Origin of the sequence: Nonomuraea phyllanthi (assembly GCF_006334985.2) — a bacterium.
GTDB lineage: Bacteria > Actinomycetota > Actinomycetes > Streptosporangiales > Streptosporangiaceae > Nonomuraea > Nonomuraea phyllanthi.
Window position 1 is genome coordinate 93,421 of sequence record NZ_VDLX02000019.1, and the last position, 15,183, is coordinate 108,603.

General features: G+C 68.1%; 12 protein-coding genes. 8 read left to right on the top strand and 4 right to left on the bottom strand.

From position 1 onward, the window contains the following. The first annotated feature begins 2 nt into the window (after positions 1-2). The 3 genes from FH608_RS38915 (at position 3) to FH608_RS38925 (ending at position 3,964) form a co-directional block, all read left to right on the top strand. Positions 3-1,640 carry an extracellular solute-binding protein gene (locus tag FH608_RS38915; protein WP_139635412.1) on the top strand — a complete coding sequence of 546 codons (1,638 nt, stop codon included), beginning with the start codon at positions 3-5 and terminating at the stop codon, positions 1,638-1,640. A gap of 90 nt (positions 1,641-1,730) precedes the next feature. Next, positions 1,731-2,798 (top strand): LacI family DNA-binding transcriptional regulator, encoded by a 1,068-nt coding sequence (locus tag FH608_RS38920; protein ID WP_139635413.1) that lies wholly within the window; start codon positions 1,731-1,733, stop codon positions 2,796-2,798. Between the two features lie 440 nt (positions 2,799-3,238). Next, a complete protein-coding gene (locus FH608_RS38925; RefSeq protein WP_394367728.1) occupies positions 3,239-3,964 on the top strand; it encodes a rhamnogalacturonan acetylesterase in 726 nt (241 codons plus the stop codon). Between the two features lie 9 nt (positions 3,965-3,973). On the opposite strand, the gene FH608_RS38930 is transcribed toward FH608_RS38925, so the two are convergent. The 3 genes from FH608_RS38930 to FH608_RS38940 all read right to left on the bottom strand — a co-directional run bounded on the left by FH608_RS38930 (position 3,974) and on the right by FH608_RS38940 (position 7,523). Beyond that, positions 3,974-5,311 (bottom strand): HAD-IIIA family hydrolase, encoded by a 1,338-nt coding sequence (locus tag FH608_RS38930; RefSeq protein WP_193318868.1) that lies wholly within the window; start codon positions 5,309-5,311, stop codon positions 3,974-3,976. A 173-nt stretch (positions 5,312-5,484) separates the two neighbouring features. After that, complete coding sequence (locus FH608_RS38935) at positions 5,485-6,498, bottom strand: LacI family DNA-binding transcriptional regulator (protein WP_139635416.1); 1,014 nt, start codon at positions 6,496-6,498, stop codon at positions 5,485-5,487. Then, positions 6,498-7,523 (bottom strand): right-handed parallel beta-helix repeat-containing protein, encoded by a 1,026-nt coding sequence (locus tag FH608_RS38940; RefSeq protein WP_139635418.1) that lies wholly within the window; start codon positions 7,521-7,523, stop codon positions 6,498-6,500. The genes FH608_RS38935 and FH608_RS38940 overlap by 1 nt, the downstream gene beginning before the upstream one ends. A gap of 148 nt (positions 7,524-7,671) precedes the next feature. On the opposite strand from FH608_RS38940, the gene FH608_RS38945 reads away from it, so the two are divergent. From FH608_RS38945 to FH608_RS38960, 4 genes are all read left to right on the top strand, one after another. Beyond that, complete coding sequence (locus tag FH608_RS38945; RefSeq protein WP_139635419.1) at positions 7,672-8,655, top strand: ABC transporter permease; 984 nt, start codon at positions 7,672-7,674, stop codon at positions 8,653-8,655. Then, positions 8,655-9,542 carry a carbohydrate ABC transporter permease gene (locus tag FH608_RS38950; RefSeq protein ID WP_226900285.1) on the top strand — a complete coding sequence of 296 codons (888 nt, stop codon included), beginning with the start codon at positions 8,655-8,657 and terminating at the stop codon, positions 9,540-9,542. Before FH608_RS38945 ends, FH608_RS38950 begins: the two co-directional genes overlap by 1 nt. Before the next feature lie 67 nt (positions 9,543-9,609). Next, positions 9,610-11,307 carry an extracellular solute-binding protein gene (locus tag FH608_RS38955; RefSeq protein WP_139635420.1) on the top strand — a complete coding sequence of 566 codons (1,698 nt, stop codon included), beginning with the start codon at positions 9,610-9,612 and terminating at the stop codon, positions 11,305-11,307. Positions 11,308-11,342: 35 nt separating this feature from the next. Further along, positions 11,343-12,596, top strand: coding sequence for a glycoside hydrolase family protein (locus FH608_RS38960; protein WP_193318870.1), 1,254 nt, complete (start codon positions 11,343-11,345; stop codon positions 12,594-12,596). Positions 12,597-12,774: 178 nt separating this feature from the next. On the opposite strand, the gene FH608_RS38965 is transcribed toward FH608_RS38960, so the two are convergent. Further along, the gene (locus tag FH608_RS38965) at positions 12,775-14,007 is read right to left on the bottom strand and encodes a Gfo/Idh/MocA family protein (protein ID WP_139635423.1); all 1,233 of its coding nucleotides are present in this window, start codon (positions 14,005-14,007) and stop codon (positions 12,775-12,777) included. Between the two features lie 72 nt (positions 14,008-14,079). Between FH608_RS38965 and FH608_RS38970 the strand changes: the two genes are divergently transcribed. Then, complete coding sequence (locus tag FH608_RS38970; protein WP_139635424.1) at positions 14,080-15,183, top strand: ROK family transcriptional regulator; 1,104 nt, start codon at positions 14,080-14,082, stop codon at positions 15,181-15,183.

Here is a 15,183-nt window from a genome sequence, read left to right on the forward strand (position 1 = left end):
TCATGGACAACACCATGGATCGCCGTGCCCTGTTCAGGGGCGCCCTCGGCGTCGCCGCCGCCTCGGTGCTCACCGCCTGCGGAGGTGGCGGCAGCTCGTCGGGAGGCGGCGTCTCCAACGCCGGCAAGCAGCTCGTGCCGTGGCCGGCGTACGTTCCGTTCGCCGGTCCCAAGCCGGACGCCGCCGGCGACGACACCGGCGTGCAGAACCTCTACCTGAAGTACCCCGAGACCCTCGTCCAGTCGGTCAACGACACCGTGGGCGACGGCTCCAAGGTGACCGCGCTCGTGGTGACCTACGGCCCGCCGCCCACGCCCGTCACGCAGAACAGGTACTGGCAGGCCGTCAACAAGGCGCTCAACGTCGACCTGCAGGTCACGGTCGTGCCCGACCCCGAGTACGGCCAGAAGATGACCACGCTGATGGCCTCGGGCAGTGACCTGCCGGACATCATCATGTTCACCAACCTCGCGCTGCCGCACTCGCTGGAGTTCATCCAGGCGAGCTGCGCCGATCTGTCGGAGTTCGTCGGGGGCGACGCCGTCAAGCAGTACCCGAACCTGGCCAACATCCCGACCTACGCGTGGAAGGGCATGGGCCGCATCAACGGCAAGATCTACGGCATCCCGCTGGAGCGGCCCACCCCGGCCAACAGCCTCTTCGTCAATCGCACCGCCATGAACGAGGCGGACATCCCCGAGACCTGGACCACCGAGCAGTACCTGGAGGCGATGAAGGAGCTCAGCGGCGACCGCAAGTGGGGGCTCGGCTGGTTCAAGACCCTGTTCGGCGGGCTCGGCTCGATCACCTACCACGCCGGCTCGCTCGGCGCCCCCAACACCTGGTCACTGTCGGGCGGCCAGTTCACCACCACCCTGGGCACACCCCAGTTCGAGCAGGCACTGGAGGTCATGCGCAAGCTCGTCGAGGCCAAGACGGTCTACCCCGACAGCCTCACCGTCAGCTCCACCGACATGCAGACCCACTTCCACAACGGCACAGTCGCCTCCATGCAGGACGGCTTCGGCTCCATGTCGCTGGCCACCCTCACCAAGATCAACGGCAGGTTCGAGCTGGGCATGGGCTACCCGTACGGGCCGTCCCCCACGCCGTGGCAGGGCCCCGGCATGTTCGGCTACGTCACCTTCAAGAAGGCGGCCCCCGAGCGGATCAAGATGCTGCTGCGCATCAGCGACTACCTCAGCGCCCCGTTCGGTACCAAGGAGTACGAACTGGCCAACTACGGCGTCGAGGGCGTGCACTTCACCAAGGAGGACGGCGGCATCAAGACCCTCGAGCTGTTCCAGACCGAGAACAACAGCACCCTGCCCTTCCGCTACATCGGCACCGCGCCGTCGGTCATCTACCTGCCCGGCCACCCGGAGACGGCCCGAGCCGTCTATGACTGGCAGAAGGCGACCCTGCCCAAGAGCATCGCCGACCCGGCCAACGGGCTGCGCTCGGCCACCGCGGTCAGCAAGGGGGCCCAGATAGGCCGGATCGCGGGGGACGGCATCGCGGCGGTCGTCTTCGGCCGCAAGCCGCCGTCGGCGTGGAAGGACATCGTGACGCAGTGGCGGAACGCGGGTGGCGATCAGGTCGCCGAGGAGCTCGCGAAGGAGCACGCCGCCGCTCAATGAGGGCGGCCACCCGGATTTGACGCGCACAGAGGCGTCGGCCATCATCCCGTTCAAGCGGTTACATCGGCTTTACGGGACGCAGGAGGTAGCATGCCTCGCCAGGCCAGACCTGACGACGGGCAGCCGCGCCCCTCGACGATCCGCGACGTGGCCAGGCACGCCGGCGTCTCGGTCGCCACCGTCTCGCGCATCCTGTCCGGCACCTACCCCAGCGCCCCCGCCACCCGCACCAAGGTCATGAAGGCGGTGCGGGAGCTCGACTACGTGGCCAACGCCCACGCCCGAGGGCTGGCCGGCGTGCGGCCCAAGAGCGTGGCGATCGTCGTCAACTCCGTCGTCTCCCCGCACTACGCCCACGTCGCCCAGGGCGTGCAGGACCAGGCCGTCCGCGAGGGCCGGCTGTGCATCGTCGGCACCACCGGCGGCGACCCCGAGCATGAGCTGGCGACGGTCCAGCTCATGCGCGAGGAGCACGCCGAAGCCGTCATCCTGGTCGGCAACATCGTCGCCGATGACGCCTACCGCGAACGCATGGCCGACTACGCTCGCGCGCTCGCCCTGGCCGGCTCCCAGCTCGTGCTCTGCGGCCGGCCGCCGCTCGGCGACGACGTGCCGGCCGTCGTGGTCGAGTACGACAACGTCGGGGGCGCCCACGCCATCACGAGTCACCTGCTCTCGGCCGGGCACAAGCGCATCCTGTTCCTCGGCCGGTACGACGGCTACAGCACGCCTGACAGCCGTCTCGCCGGCTACCGGCGCGCGCTCGCCGACCACCGCGTCCCGCACGATCCGGGGCTGGAGGTGCAGGGCAGGATGCAGCGGTCCGCGGGCTACCGCATGATGATCGAGCGGCTGGACGCGGGGCCGCGCGACTTCACCGCCGTCTTCGCGGCGAACGACCAGATCGCCGCCGGCGCCCGCGCCGCGCTGCGTGAACGCGGGCTCCGCGTGCCCGACGACGTCTCGCTGGTCGGCTTCGACGATCTCTCCCCGGCCGAGGACATCGACCTCACCACCGTGCACGTGCCGCACGAGGAGCTCGGCCGCACCGCCGTACGCCTCGCTCTGGGGAGCGAGAAACCGGGCACCGCCCAGCACGTGCTGCTCGGCACGCACATCATCGTGCGCGACTCGGTCCGTCCCTACCTGGACCGTTGAAACGGTTACCACAAACAGCGAATAACCCTGGGAAGCCAGAGGTGAACGCCGTAGTATCCGTTTCATGCGATCTTCGCTACCCCTCCCACCTGCCGACCCTCACCTCGCCGGTTGGACGGGCTGGACCCGCACTCACTGCGCCACTCCGCCACGCCGTACCTGATCAGCGCCGCCCACCCGGGAGGCACCGCCGTGTACGTCAGCCTGGTCCTGCTCGCCGCGGCCGGTGAGCAGCCCTTCGTGCCGCAGGTCCGGGTGGACGGCGACGAGGTGACCCTGACGCCGGCCGCCGGCCATCCGATCACCGTCCGTCTCGGCCGGCTGCGTCTACAGCCGCACGGTAGAGGTCCAGCGGCCGGTCGGCCTTGTGGTCGCCGACCAGGTCATTCGTCACCTTGTAGGAGACCCAACGCCCTGCCGGACACACCTGAGGAGAGACCTTGACGACATCTGACGATGCCCCACGCGTTCTGCTTGCGGGTGACTCGACGGTGGCCGCTTGCCCGGCCCATGAGACGCCGATGTCCGGGTGGGGCCCGCACCTCGGCGCTCCGCTCAACGCGCGGTTGGGCGCCGCCCTGGCCGGACGCGGGCTCCCGGCGCCTACCGTGGCCGTGCTCAACACCGCCAGAGGTGGCGCCACCACCGAGAGCCATCGCGCCGAAGGACTGTGGGACGCGCTCCTGACCGAGATGCGCCCGGCTGACGTCGTCCTCCTGCAATTCGGGCACAACGATCAGAAACATCCCCATCTGGCGGCCCGGGATGGCTACACCGCCAACCTCGAACGAGCCTGTGATGAGGTGCTCGAACGCCGGGGCAGGCCAGTGCTGTGCACCCCGGTGGCCCGCAGGAGATTCGTCGACGGGCGGCCGGCATCGACGCACGGCGACTACCCGCAAGCCGTCCGGACACTGGCCAAGCTGCGCGGACTGCCCTGCATCGACCTCACCCACAGCACCGCGGCGCTCTACAACCGCCTGGGGGAGGACGCCTCACGAGCCCTGTTCACCCACTTCGAGCCCGGCGTCCATCCCCTCTACCCCGATGGCTGCGCCGACGACACCCACTTCTCCTTCGCCGGCGCCGTGCAGGTGGCCGACCAGGTCGCGTCGGCGTTGGTGCGGCTCTGGCTCGAGAACACGTGGTACCGCCCGTCCCCCTGACCGGCCGAGTCAGCCGCCGACCACCTCGACTGCCGCGGCCACGAGATCGTCGACGACGGGGCAGGCAGGGGCGTCGCCCCAGGCGTGCTCCGTGGCCCGCCCGTCGCCGGTGCGGACCAGGATCGGCCGGACGCCGGCGGCCTGCGCGGCCGCGATGTCCGATGGCCGGTCGCCGATCAGATAGCTCGTGGACAGGTCGAGGTTCAGCTCGGCGGCCGCGCGTCTGATCATGGCCGGGCTGGGCTTCGGCGCGTCACCCACGTTGTAGCGTTCGGAGATCGCGTGTTTCCCGGCCACCGGACTGCTGTAGATCGCATCGACGGTGACGCCTTCGTCGGCCAGCAGCTCGGACATGCGGTCATGCACCTCGTCGAGGGTTCCCGGCTCCGCGTAGCCGAGGCCGACGCAGGACTGGTTCGTCACGACGATCAGGGCGTAGCCGCGGTCGCGCAGAAGCCGGAGCGCGGGTGCCGCGGCCGGCAGCAGGTGCATCGCCTCCGGGCCCTGCCTGTAGGTCGCAAGCGTGTTGATGCAGCCGTCCCGATCGAGGAACACCGCCTTCCGGGCGGGTGCGTCACCTGCGAGATCGACCTGTGTATGCCGGACGGCGGCGATCGATCCGGCATCGAGCGCGATGTCGAAGATCCGGTACGGGTGGGGATGCTCGACCAGTGCCGGCGTGACGCTGAACGTGGTCGATCCGATCGTGGTCGGCTCGGCCCCCGGATGATAGTGCCCGGACAGGGACAGGACGACCCGGCCGGAGTCGCTGGTCCGCTGCTGGAGCTCCTCGCCTTCCGCGTAGGTGTGCGGGTAGCCCTCGTCCAGACGTGGCGTGATGACGAAGTGCTGGAGATGGACCTGCGGACGCGGGCCTGGGTCGAGCAGCGACGAGTCGAACCGCTCCCGTTCGGTCAGCGTGCGGCGAGGCACGTTGCCGGTCGACTCGCGATCCCAGAAGCTGACGAAGCGTAGCCCCCCGACGTCACGGACGAACGGTCCGGATCCCAGTTCCTCGGCGTGGACGCGGTAGCTGTCGTGATTGCCGGGTATGGCGATCCACCCGATGCCGCAGTCGTCCAGCATCCGCCGCACGAGGCGATAGTCCTCTCGTACCCGTTGCCAGACCAGCCTGTCGCGGGCCGCGTCACGCTCGGGATCGAACAGGTATCCCGGCACGTCCACCACGTCACCGGTGATCACGATGAGGTCGGCGCCACGACGGCGGGCGTCGTCGAGCGCGGCTGCCAACAGCTCGGGAGCCGTACGGCTCCGCCGGACCGGCAGTGCGGAGTGCCCAGGAATATGGCTTCGGAGGTGTATGTCGGTGATGTGGGCGATGCGCATCGGGGATGCTTCTCCTGTCATGCCAGCGCGTGACTCGGACAGCCTGCGTCCGTCGCGTGACGTTGGTCGACACTGGCTGGTGCTGTGGGGATGTGTCTGTCCGGCGAGGGCAAGCCGGACGTGCTGATGGTCCGCCTTCTCCTACGGGAGGGCCCTGGACCGAGCCGGTGAGATCACCCGGCCGGCGGGGCCGTCGACTTCCGGACCTCGAGCTCGACGGGAAGCTCCCGATGAGGTCTGTCGATCTCTTCCCCGTTCAGGGCGCCGATCAGCATCGTCGCCGCCTGCCGTCCGATCTCGCACCGGTCGAGCGCGATCGTCGTCAGTGGCGGGCCGAGCAGATGCGATGTCGGAAGATCGTCATGACCGACGACGCTGAGGTCGTGGGGAATCCGGAGCCCGGTCTCGATCGCGGCATCGTAGACGTAGTGGGCCAGCAGGTCGCTGTCGGTGATGATGGCGGTCGGACGGTCGTCTCTGGTGAGTGCGCGAACCACGCGCTCGACCGTTTCGTCGGCGGTGCTGCCGGAGATGACCCGGGACGGAAGCCCCGCGGCCCTCACCATCCGGCGGAACAGGGCCACCCGTTCCGACGCCGACGACAGCCCCGGGTTGGTGAGCAGGCCGATGCGGCGATGCCCGAGCTCGAGAAGATGGTCAACGGCCAGCCGGACCGCTTGGGACGCGTTGCCGCGGATGCTCATCGCACCGGATGACCTCGCGCTGCGCGCCGAGTTGACCAGCACCAGGGGGCGCTCGGATTCGCCCTGCCAGGTCGCCAGCACGGCCTCGCCGTCGATCGGCGCGATCGCCAATCCGTCGAGCTGCCGGTTCGTCATGGCCCTGATCATGTTGGTCTCGCGCGACCGGTCGAGATCCGAGGTGCCGACCAGGACCTGGTAGCCCTGCTCCTCGGCGGCACCGCTGAAGCCGTCGATCAGGCGCAGGTAGCCGGGGTTGCTCAGGTTGCGGCTGATCAGCCCGAGCATGTTGGAGCGCTCGACCCGGAGCGCGCGTGCGGCGAAGTTGGGGCGGTAGCCCTGCTCCTCGGCGATGGCCCGCACGCGCTTGCGGAGCTCGTCACTCACCCCCGGGCGACCGTTCAGGGCCATGCTGACCGCGGTCGGGCTGATGCCGATGATCGTCGCCAGCTGTTTGAGGGTGGGACCGCTGGACATCCTCGGCATCAGACGCCCCGGCTCGCCATCGGCTCGCCATCGTCGGCGTACGAGTGTCCCGCGTTGGGTCCCAGCACGGCTTCTATTGTGCCACTTCGCTCGATGATCGGCAGCGTCGGCGAGCTGAATGAGTTGCCGCTGACGACGGTCGCCGCGATCTCCCCGCCGACCGCGGCGTCCAGGTGGACGGCGGGTCCGCTGGTGCAGTTCACCACGTTTCCGGTGATCGCGACGCCGGTCACCTGCCGGTCGCCGCCGGTCCTGATCCGGATCCCGGCGGCAGTGCCGGAGAAGGCGTTCGCGGTGATCGAGACGGTGCTGGTGTTCGTCAGGTTGACCGCCCAGCACGACAGGTCGGTGGCGGTGTTGTTCGCGATCACGACCGAGCTGTGCTGGAGACTCGGATGCCCCGTGTGGCAGCCGACGAAGGTCGGGTAGCCGGAGCAGAAGTTGTCGATCACGCGGACGTGACTGGCGTGCGTGTCGTCCTCGGCGCCCCAGGCCGTCAGCCCCGGTGCGGCCAGGTCGAGGCTGACCGCCTCCGTCTGGTAGGCGTGCGGTTCGCGAGCGATGCCGGCGACGAAGCGGCATCCGGAGATCGTCACGTTGTAGGTCGAGTTCGTCTCGATCGCGTGCCACTCGGGCATGTTCCGAATTTCGAGATCACGAACCTGGACATCCCTCGCATGGTTGAACACCATGCCGAAGGACGGCCGGGGATTCTCGAAGCCGTTCACATCCCAGATTCCGCCCTCGACCATGATGTTTCCGGGCCCGTCATGGGCGCCGACGGTTCGTCCTGCGCCGTACGGACCGTTGATCAACATCGTCTGGATCGGTCCGGTCCGCACGATGCGCGTCGCGGGCGTGAGCGTCAGACGAGTGCCGGCGTGCACCCGCAACGGCGCCTCGCGGAGCTGCCACTCCCCGGGTCCGACGATCACCTGCCCACCGGCGGATCCGGCCACCTCGTCCAGTGCTTCCTGCAACACGCGCTCGTCCTGAGCCCCGCTCTGCCGAACGATCTCGACCACGGCTCGACCTCTCACGTACGCCTCCGTCTTGCCGAAACTGTTATTTACGGCTCGTCCCGCCAGTGTTAACGTGCCAACTGTAACGTTGAAGTTCGTGATGGTCGAGACAGAGGATGATGCCGTGACGTCCGTTCAGAGGAGGGACACGATGGATCGTGAGGCCGCCGTCACTCACCGCGAGGCGACCTCGATCCGTTCGGACCCGCGGTCATCCCCGCCCTCCGGACGGATGCGACGACTTGGGCAGGCACTGCGACAGCACAAGGTGATCTATTTCCTGCTGTTGCCGGGAATGCTCTACTTCCTGGCGTTTCACTACCTTCCGTTGGGCGGCATCTCGATCGCCTTCATGGACTACTCGCCGTTCCTGGGGCTGAGCGGCTCGACGTGGTCCGGACTGGACAACTTCGCCAGGCTGTTCGACGATCCGGAGTTCGTCAGTACCGTTCGCAACACTTTGATCATCTCGTTCCTGCAGATCGCGTTCGCGTTTCCTGCTCCGATCCTGCTGGCACTGCTGCTCAACTCGCTGCTCAACGAGCGGGTGAAGCGCATGGTGCAGACCGTCGTGTACCTGCCGCACTTCTTGTCGTGGGTGATCGTGATCGCCGTCTGGCTACAGGTTCTAGGCGGTGCGGGAGCCCTGGCCGACCTGTTCCAGCAGTTAGGGCTCGGCGGTGTCAACGTGATGGCGAACGCCGAGACGTTCAAGATCCTGCTGACCTCACAGGTGATCTGGAAGGACGTGGGGTGGGGAACGATCATCTTCTTCGCCGCCATCTCCTCGATCCCCACCGAGCTGTATGAGTCGGCTGCGGTGGACGGGGCGGGCTCCCTGCGACGCATCTGGCACATCACCCTTCCGGGGATCCTGCCTGTGATCGTGCTGCTGCTCATCCTCAAACTGGGCGACGTTCTGTCCGTCGGTTTCGAGCAGATCCTGTTGCAACAGCCCTCCGTCGGAGCCGAAGCGGCGCAGGTGCTGGACACATTCGTCTATTTCCGCGGCGTGCTCGGCGGTGACTGGGGTATCGGCGCGGCCGCCGGCCTGCTCAAGGGGGCCATCGGCACCCTGATGATCGTCGCCGCGAACCGGATCGCGCGCCGCGCCGGCAGTGAAGGACTGTTCTGATGATGTCATCCCGTCGGCCGGCCTGGGTCGAAGCGCCGAACCCTGTTGTGACGACGGCCAAGGGGGTCGTGATCGGCCTGATCCTGCTGATCATGATCTACCCGTTGGCGTACGTGATCCTCAACTCGTTCGCCAGCCCGGAGGCCACCACGACAGCCGGGCTGATCCCGAGCGAGTGGAGCTTCTCGGCGTACAGCACGATCTTCAAGGGCGGGATCGTGCAGCGGTCGTTGATCGTCTCGATTCTGGTCACCCTGGTCGGGACAGCGCTGTCATTGGCCGTCACCGCGACCCTCGCCTACGCGCTCACCAAGACCCGGCAGGTCCCGGGAATGCGGCTGGCCCTCTACCTGGTCCTGCTGACGATGCTCTTCAGCGCCGGCATCATTCCGAACTACCTGGTGGTGAAGGCGTTCGGACTGCTCGACTCCTACTGGTCGCTGATCATCCCCGTGCTGGCGTCGGCCTTCAACGTGGTGGTGATGCGGAACTTCTTCATGCAGTTGCCGCGGGAACTCTTCGAGGCCGCGCGGATGGACGGCGCAGGGGAACTGCACATCTTCATCAAGATCGTGCTGCCACTGTCCAAGGCGGTGCTGGCGGTGATCGGCCTCTTCTACGCGGTGTCCTACTGGAACTCGTTCTTCAACGCGATGCTCTATCTCAACGACTCTTCCAAGTGGCCGATTCAGCTGGTGCTGAACTCGTACGTCCTCCAGGGCAGTGCGATGAGCTCGATGAACAACACCGATATGTACAACCTGCCCTCCAGCCAGTCCGTGCAGATGGCTGTCGTGGTGATGGCCACGGTCCCGATCCTGATCGTCTACCCGTTCCTGCAGAAGTACTTCACCAAGGGCGTGCTGACCGGCGCCATCAAGGGCTGACCACCCGTAGCGTCGCCGCCACCATTCACCGGTTCGCGCCCCCTGATCAACCTGTTGGGAGTTCAGCATGTCCTCATTCAAGTATCCGCGTGCCGGAGGCGGCATCCCCATGATGAGCCGGCGGGCCGCATTCGGCCTGGGGCTCGGAGCCGTCGCCGGAGCGGCCCTGACCGGCTGCGGATCCGGCGGCGCGCCATCGTCCGGTGCGAAGAAGGCCGCGGTGCCGCCGCCGACGTACGTCGCACCGCCGGTCTATCCGGGGGCCGTCGTTCCAGATGTGCTCGGTGTCCCGACGGCCTATCCTTCGGTGCCGAAGAAGCTGGCCAAGACCGTCACCGAGACGCCGGGCCGCGGCGGCGTCGTCCGGCATTTCCACCTGACCTGGGGTCCACCGGCGACCCCGCTCGCCGACAATCCATGGTGGCAGGGACTCAACGAACGTCTCGGCGTCGAGGTCAAGGTGACGGAGGTGTCGGCCGGCAACTACGACGCGAAGTTCGCCACCATGCTGGCCGGAGGTGATCTTCCCGAGGTCGTCCAGCTGGCGGGCGGCCGGTACGGCGAGATCTTCTCCGCAGGCTGTCTGAAGGCCATCAAGCAGGGCGCGTTCGCCGATCTGAGCGAAATCCTGTCCGGCGACAAGGTCATGGAGTACCCCAACCTGGCCAACGTTCGTACCGAGCAGTGGCAGGCCTGCACCATCAACGGCGGGTTGTGGGGCGTCCCGATCGACATACCCGTCGAGCACCTCGAGTACCGGTATCGGAAGGACTGGGCGGAGAAGCTCGGCTTCCCCAAGCCGCCGGCAGACGCGGACGAGACGGCTGAGCTCCTCGTCGCGATGACGAAGGGGAATCCGGAAGGGTCCAAGAAGACCTGGGGGTTGACGGCATTCCCAGGGATGGCCCTTGAACTGGCCTACGCCATGTTCGGCGTACCCAACAACTGGAAGTACGAGGGCGGCACGCTCACCCACGCCACCGAGACTCCGCAGTTCGAGGCGGCGATCGCCTGGCTGGCCAAGCTGTGGAAGAGCGGCGGGATGCATCCCGACGCGCTGGCGCTGGGCACCCAGACCGACCGTTACCGGGGCTTCGTCGTACAGGGCCAGGTAGGCATGGCGGTGGACTCGGCGGCGAACTTCCATTTCCCGACCTCCCAGTACGGCAAGGTGGTCGCCAAGCTGGACGGCGCCTTCGCCGCGTTCATTCCGCCAGGTCATGACGGGTCGAGCAAGGCGACCTTTCGGAAGACGGCCGGGGTCTTCGGCATCAACGCGATCTCGGCCCAGGCCGCCAAGGACAAGGATCGACTGGCCGAGCTCCTCCGGCTGTTCAACTGGCGGCGCGGACCCGTGGGCAGCGAGGAGTGGTACTACCAGAGGTGGGGAGCCGACGGCGAGTACTTCACCCGTGGGGCCGATGGGGAGCCGGTCGCGGTCGAGGGCACCAACCTCGACGCGGACAGGGGAGCCATCGCCTACGGACTCACACCGCAGACCTGGGTCTTCCCGACCGCCAAGGAATGTGTGGAGACCAACTCCCAGATGGTCCGCCAGTCGGTCGCCAGCCCGGTCGAAAGGTTCCGGTCGGACACTCTGTCCGCGCGGGGCGCCCAGCTCGATCAGCTCTTCGTCACCTACATCTACCAGATCGTGGTCGGCTCCCGGCCGCTGAGCGACATCGAGAAGTATCGCGAGGCCTGGCGCAGTCAGGGCGGCGACCAGATTCGCCGCGAGTTCCAGGAGCAGCTGAAGCGGAATTGACCCCCAACATTTTCCACCTCAGAAGGGGAAACGACATGACAGTGAGTCGACGGGCCGCACTCGCGGCCGGTGTACTGGGCGGCGCAACGGTGTTGACAGCCGGCGGCACCTCGGCGGCCCAGGCCGCGGCGAGCGGGCCCGGGCCGAATCCGCCGGTCCCGGGTGAGTCCGACGCCCTGCGCAGACTGCGCCGGCAGCTCAACCTCGCCGCTCTCGGCGACCGGAGCTTAGAGCGTGACGGCGGTGGGCGTTGTGTCGTGGTCGCCCCGGCGGGCGTCCACGTGCTGAAGCGGCCCCTGGTGATCGGCGGCGACACCACGCTGCGGGCGGACGGCGCGACCTTCACCTCCGACATAGCGGTGCAGCCACAGACGTACTACAAGGACAAGAACCAGCACTCCCCGGAGCCGACCTACCCGGACTCGTTCATCAGCGTCGGGGCGGTGAACACCCGCGATGCGACGTTGTTGATCAACCACGTTCCCGACGACTGCACCGGCCACCAGGCAGCCGGCAACATCCGGCTGGAGGGCGGCATCTGGGACCCGACGGCCCACTTCGTACGGAACGCGACCGGTGATGACCGCGCGCGGGCAACGGCCGCGCCGCCGATGAACGCGATCACCTTCGAGCACACGCACCACGTCGAGCTGTCCGGAGTCACCGTACGGAACGTCAAGTGGTGGCACGGAGTCGAGTTGAACGCCGTCCGTACGGCGACCGTCAGCGAGTGCCGGTTCGAAGGCTGGGTCGAGGCGCCGACGGCCGGGCTGTGGCACGGTGAGGCGGTCCAACTCGACGTGGCGACCACCGGCACCACCTGGGGTGGGGTTGCCGACAACACGCCGAGCACCGACATCCGCGTCATCGACAGCTACTGCGGTGCGTCGCAGGACTATCCGGGCTGGGGCAAGATCATCGGCTCGCACACCGGCGCTCCCGACGCGGTGCACAGCGACATATGGATCGAACGCAACCTGATCGAGAACGCGAAGTGGGACGCGATCGGACCGATGAACACCTCCCGGGTCGTCATCCGGGAGAACACGATCAGGTCGAGCTGGGGCGGCATCTACGTGAAGTCGATCAGCCCGAACCCGAACGAAACGGTCGACATCATGGGCAACGACATCACGCTGGTCGACGGGTCGACCCGTCCCGCGGTCGGCGTGAACGCCACCAACGCCCAGCTGCCGGTCAGCGATGTCGCGGTCTACGCGAACACCGTACGAGGCGGTGGGTTCAGCTACAGCGCGAACGTCACCTTCAGGCGCGAGCCACAACGGTGATGTCCCACTTCGGGGCGGGTCGCACGACTCTCCCGTTGTGCCGTTCGAAGGCCGTGGCGACGGGTTCCCGAGCCGGGGTTTCGGCGGGCTCGAGCACGTGACACGCGCTTCAGGGCCGGGCGGTACGCGGTGTTCGCGTTCCGCCCGGCCCGTGTTCAGCGCTGGTCCTTCGGCGCTGTCAGGGCTGATCCTTCAGGGTGACGACGGTTCCGGTGAGGCGGGCTTCCTCCGCCGCCCACGCGATCTCGTGACTGTGCAGGCTTTCACGGGGGTCTGAGAGGATCGAAGCGGGGTCGTTCCGGCTGAGGGCGTCCAGGAACGCGGTGACCACGCCCTGGTCGCCGCCGCTGTGCCCCTCCTTGGGCGGCTTCGTGTCGATGACTTCGACGTCTCCGGTCACGAAGTCGGTCACGGTGAGCAGAGCGCCGTCCCCCTCAAGCGAGCCGCGCGTGCCGAAGATGCGGGTCTTGCGGGGGGCGTTCGGGGTGAAGGCGGTCATGGTGAACGAGGCGGTCGCTCCGCCCTCGAAGTCCAGGTTGACGACCTGGTGGTCGACCACGTCGTTGTCGCACGCGTACACGCACCTGCCGTAGGGGCCCTCGCGCAGCGCGCGCAGCACGCCCGCCTCCGTGGTGTCCTCGCTCAGCACGGCCAGGGGCCAGCGCTCCTCGCCGCCCACGAAGGGCAGGTAGATGCGCTTGGCGTCGTAGGGGCAGGTGTTCGCGACGGCGCAGTCCAGGCAGCGCTCCGCCGCGCCCGCCGGCTGGTTCTCGGCCGTGAAGTGCTTCAGCCCTCCGAACGACGACACCCGGGTGACCCGGCGGCCCATCACGTACGTCAGCCAGTCAAGGTCGTGACACGATTTGGCCAGCAGCATGAAGGTGGCCTGATCGGTACGACGCCAGTTCCCGCGTACATAGGAGTGGGCGTGATGCCACCAGCCGACAGGCTCCAGGTGCTCGATGGTCACGATCTCGCCGAGTCGCCCGCTGTCGAGCACGTCCTTCACCCCGCGGGTGTAGGACGTGTAGCGCATCACGTGGCAGACGGCGAACAGCACGCCCGCCCGTTCGGCGGCCGCGACGATTCTCCGGCAGTCCTCCAGCCGGATCGCCATCGGCTTCTCCAGCAGGATGTGGTAGCCGAGCTCGGCGAAGCGCACCGCCGGTTCCACGTGGTCGGCGTCCAGCGTCGCGATCACCACCGCGTCCGCGAGCCGCGGCCGCTCGGCGAGTTCGCGCCAGTCGGTGAAGCCGACGGCCTCCGGGTGCTCGGCGAGCAGTCCTTCCCGGCGTCGTGGATCGGGATCGGCCACGGCGGCGAGCCTGGCGCGACCGTCCATCGTCGCGTACCTCGTGTATCTCGTTCCTCGGTCGCCCGCACCGACCAGGGCCAGATCAACTTGCGGCATGTTCTCAGCTCCAATTATGAGAAGACGCGACGTAAAGCTAGAGTTGGCCCAGTCCAAACGTCAAGAGGCATTATGAGAACTCTCGGTGTTACTAACGACACCGCCCTGCTGCGCCGCCTTAACACCCGCGCCACCCTGCACGCCCTGCGCCAGGGCGGGCCGCAGACGCTGACCCAGCTCGCGCGTGCCGCCGGCCTGTCACGGCAGACCGCCGAGGTGGCGCTCTCCGATCTGGCCGAGCGGGGGCTGGCGGAGGAGTCCTCGCCGACCGGGGGCACGGCGGGGCGGCCGGCCCGGCGCTTCAGGTTCAGGGCCGAAGCGGGTCACGTCGTCGGCCTGGACGTGGGGCCACGGCGGATCCTCGCCATGCTGGCCGACCTCGACGGCGACGTGATCGAGGAGCGGCGGCTCGACGCGGACGAGCACATGCCCGCCGCCGAACGCCTCGCGCTGGCCGAGCGGGCCGCCACCGCATGCGTGCGGGCGGCGGGGCTGGCGCGTGGAGGCGTGTGGGCGGCCACGGTGGGCACCTCGGGTGTCGTGGACCGGTCCGGCAGGGTGTCGGTCTCGACCCTCATCCCCGGCTGGAGCGGGCTCGACCTCGCCGGCCAGGTGGGGCGATGGTTCGGCTGCCCCGGGTTCGCGGCCAACGACGCCAACCTCGCGGCCGTCGCCGAGCACTGGCGGGGCAGCGCACGCCACGTCGAGGACCTGGTCTACGTGCTCTCCGGATACCGGGCGGGACACGGCCTGCTGCTCGACGGCCGGTTGCGTACCGGCCGCACCGGCAGCGCCGGCGAGCTGGGCAGATTGCCGCTCATCGGCTGGGAGGATTCGTCCGTCGTGCTCGACAGGGCGGGACGGGACGCGGAGGAGATCTTCCAGGCGGCGCGGGCGGGCGACGAGGAGGCGCTCGCGGTGGTGGACAGGCTCGCTCATGGGCTCGCGCAGGGCGCGGCGGCGCTCGTTCTCGTGGTGGACCCCGAGCTGGTCGTCGTGGGCGGTGGATTCTCGCGCGCGGGCGAGTTGCTGCTGGACAGGATGCGGGCCCACCTGACCGAGATGTGCCGCAACCCTCCTGAGGTCGCGCTGTCCACGTTCGGCGAGGAGAGCATCGCGCTCGGCGCGGTACGCATGGCGCTGGACCACGTCGAGCGGGAACGGCTCGGGCTGTGA

What these genes read in the sequence shown, in the direction of transcription:
- FH608_RS38915 (WP_139635412.1), top strand. Translation starts at nt 3, where the DNA reads ATGGACAACACCATGGATCGCCGTGCCCTGTTCAGGGGCGCCCTCGGC.
- FH608_RS38920 (WP_139635413.1), top strand. Translation starts at nt 1,731, where the DNA reads ATGCCTCGCCAGGCCAGACCTGACGACGGGCAGCCGCGCCCCTCGACG.
- FH608_RS38930 (WP_193318868.1), bottom strand. Translation starts at nt 5,311, where the DNA reads ATGCGCATCGCCCACATCACCGACATACACCTCCGAAGCCATATTCCT.
- FH608_RS38935 (WP_139635416.1), bottom strand. Translation starts at nt 6,498, where the DNA reads ATGCCGAGGATGTCCAGCGGTCCCACCCTCAAACAGCTGGCGACGATC.
- FH608_RS38945 (WP_139635419.1), top strand. Translation starts at nt 7,672, where the DNA reads ATGGATCGTGAGGCCGCCGTCACTCACCGCGAGGCGACCTCGATCCGT.
- FH608_RS38950 (WP_226900285.1), top strand. Translation starts at nt 8,655, where the DNA reads ATGATGTCATCCCGTCGGCCGGCCTGGGTCGAAGCGCCGAACCCTGTT.
- FH608_RS38955 (WP_139635420.1), top strand. Translation starts at nt 9,610, where the DNA reads ATGTCCTCATTCAAGTATCCGCGTGCCGGAGGCGGCATCCCCATGATG.
- FH608_RS38960 (WP_193318870.1), top strand. Translation starts at nt 11,343, where the DNA reads ATGACAGTGAGTCGACGGGCCGCACTCGCGGCCGGTGTACTGGGCGGC.
- FH608_RS38965 (WP_139635423.1), bottom strand. Translation starts at nt 14,007, where the DNA reads ATGCCGCAAGTTGATCTGGCCCTGGTCGGTGCGGGCGACCGAGGAACG.
- FH608_RS38970 (WP_139635424.1), top strand. Translation starts at nt 14,080, where the DNA reads ATGAGAACTCTCGGTGTTACTAACGACACCGCCCTGCTGCGCCGCCTT.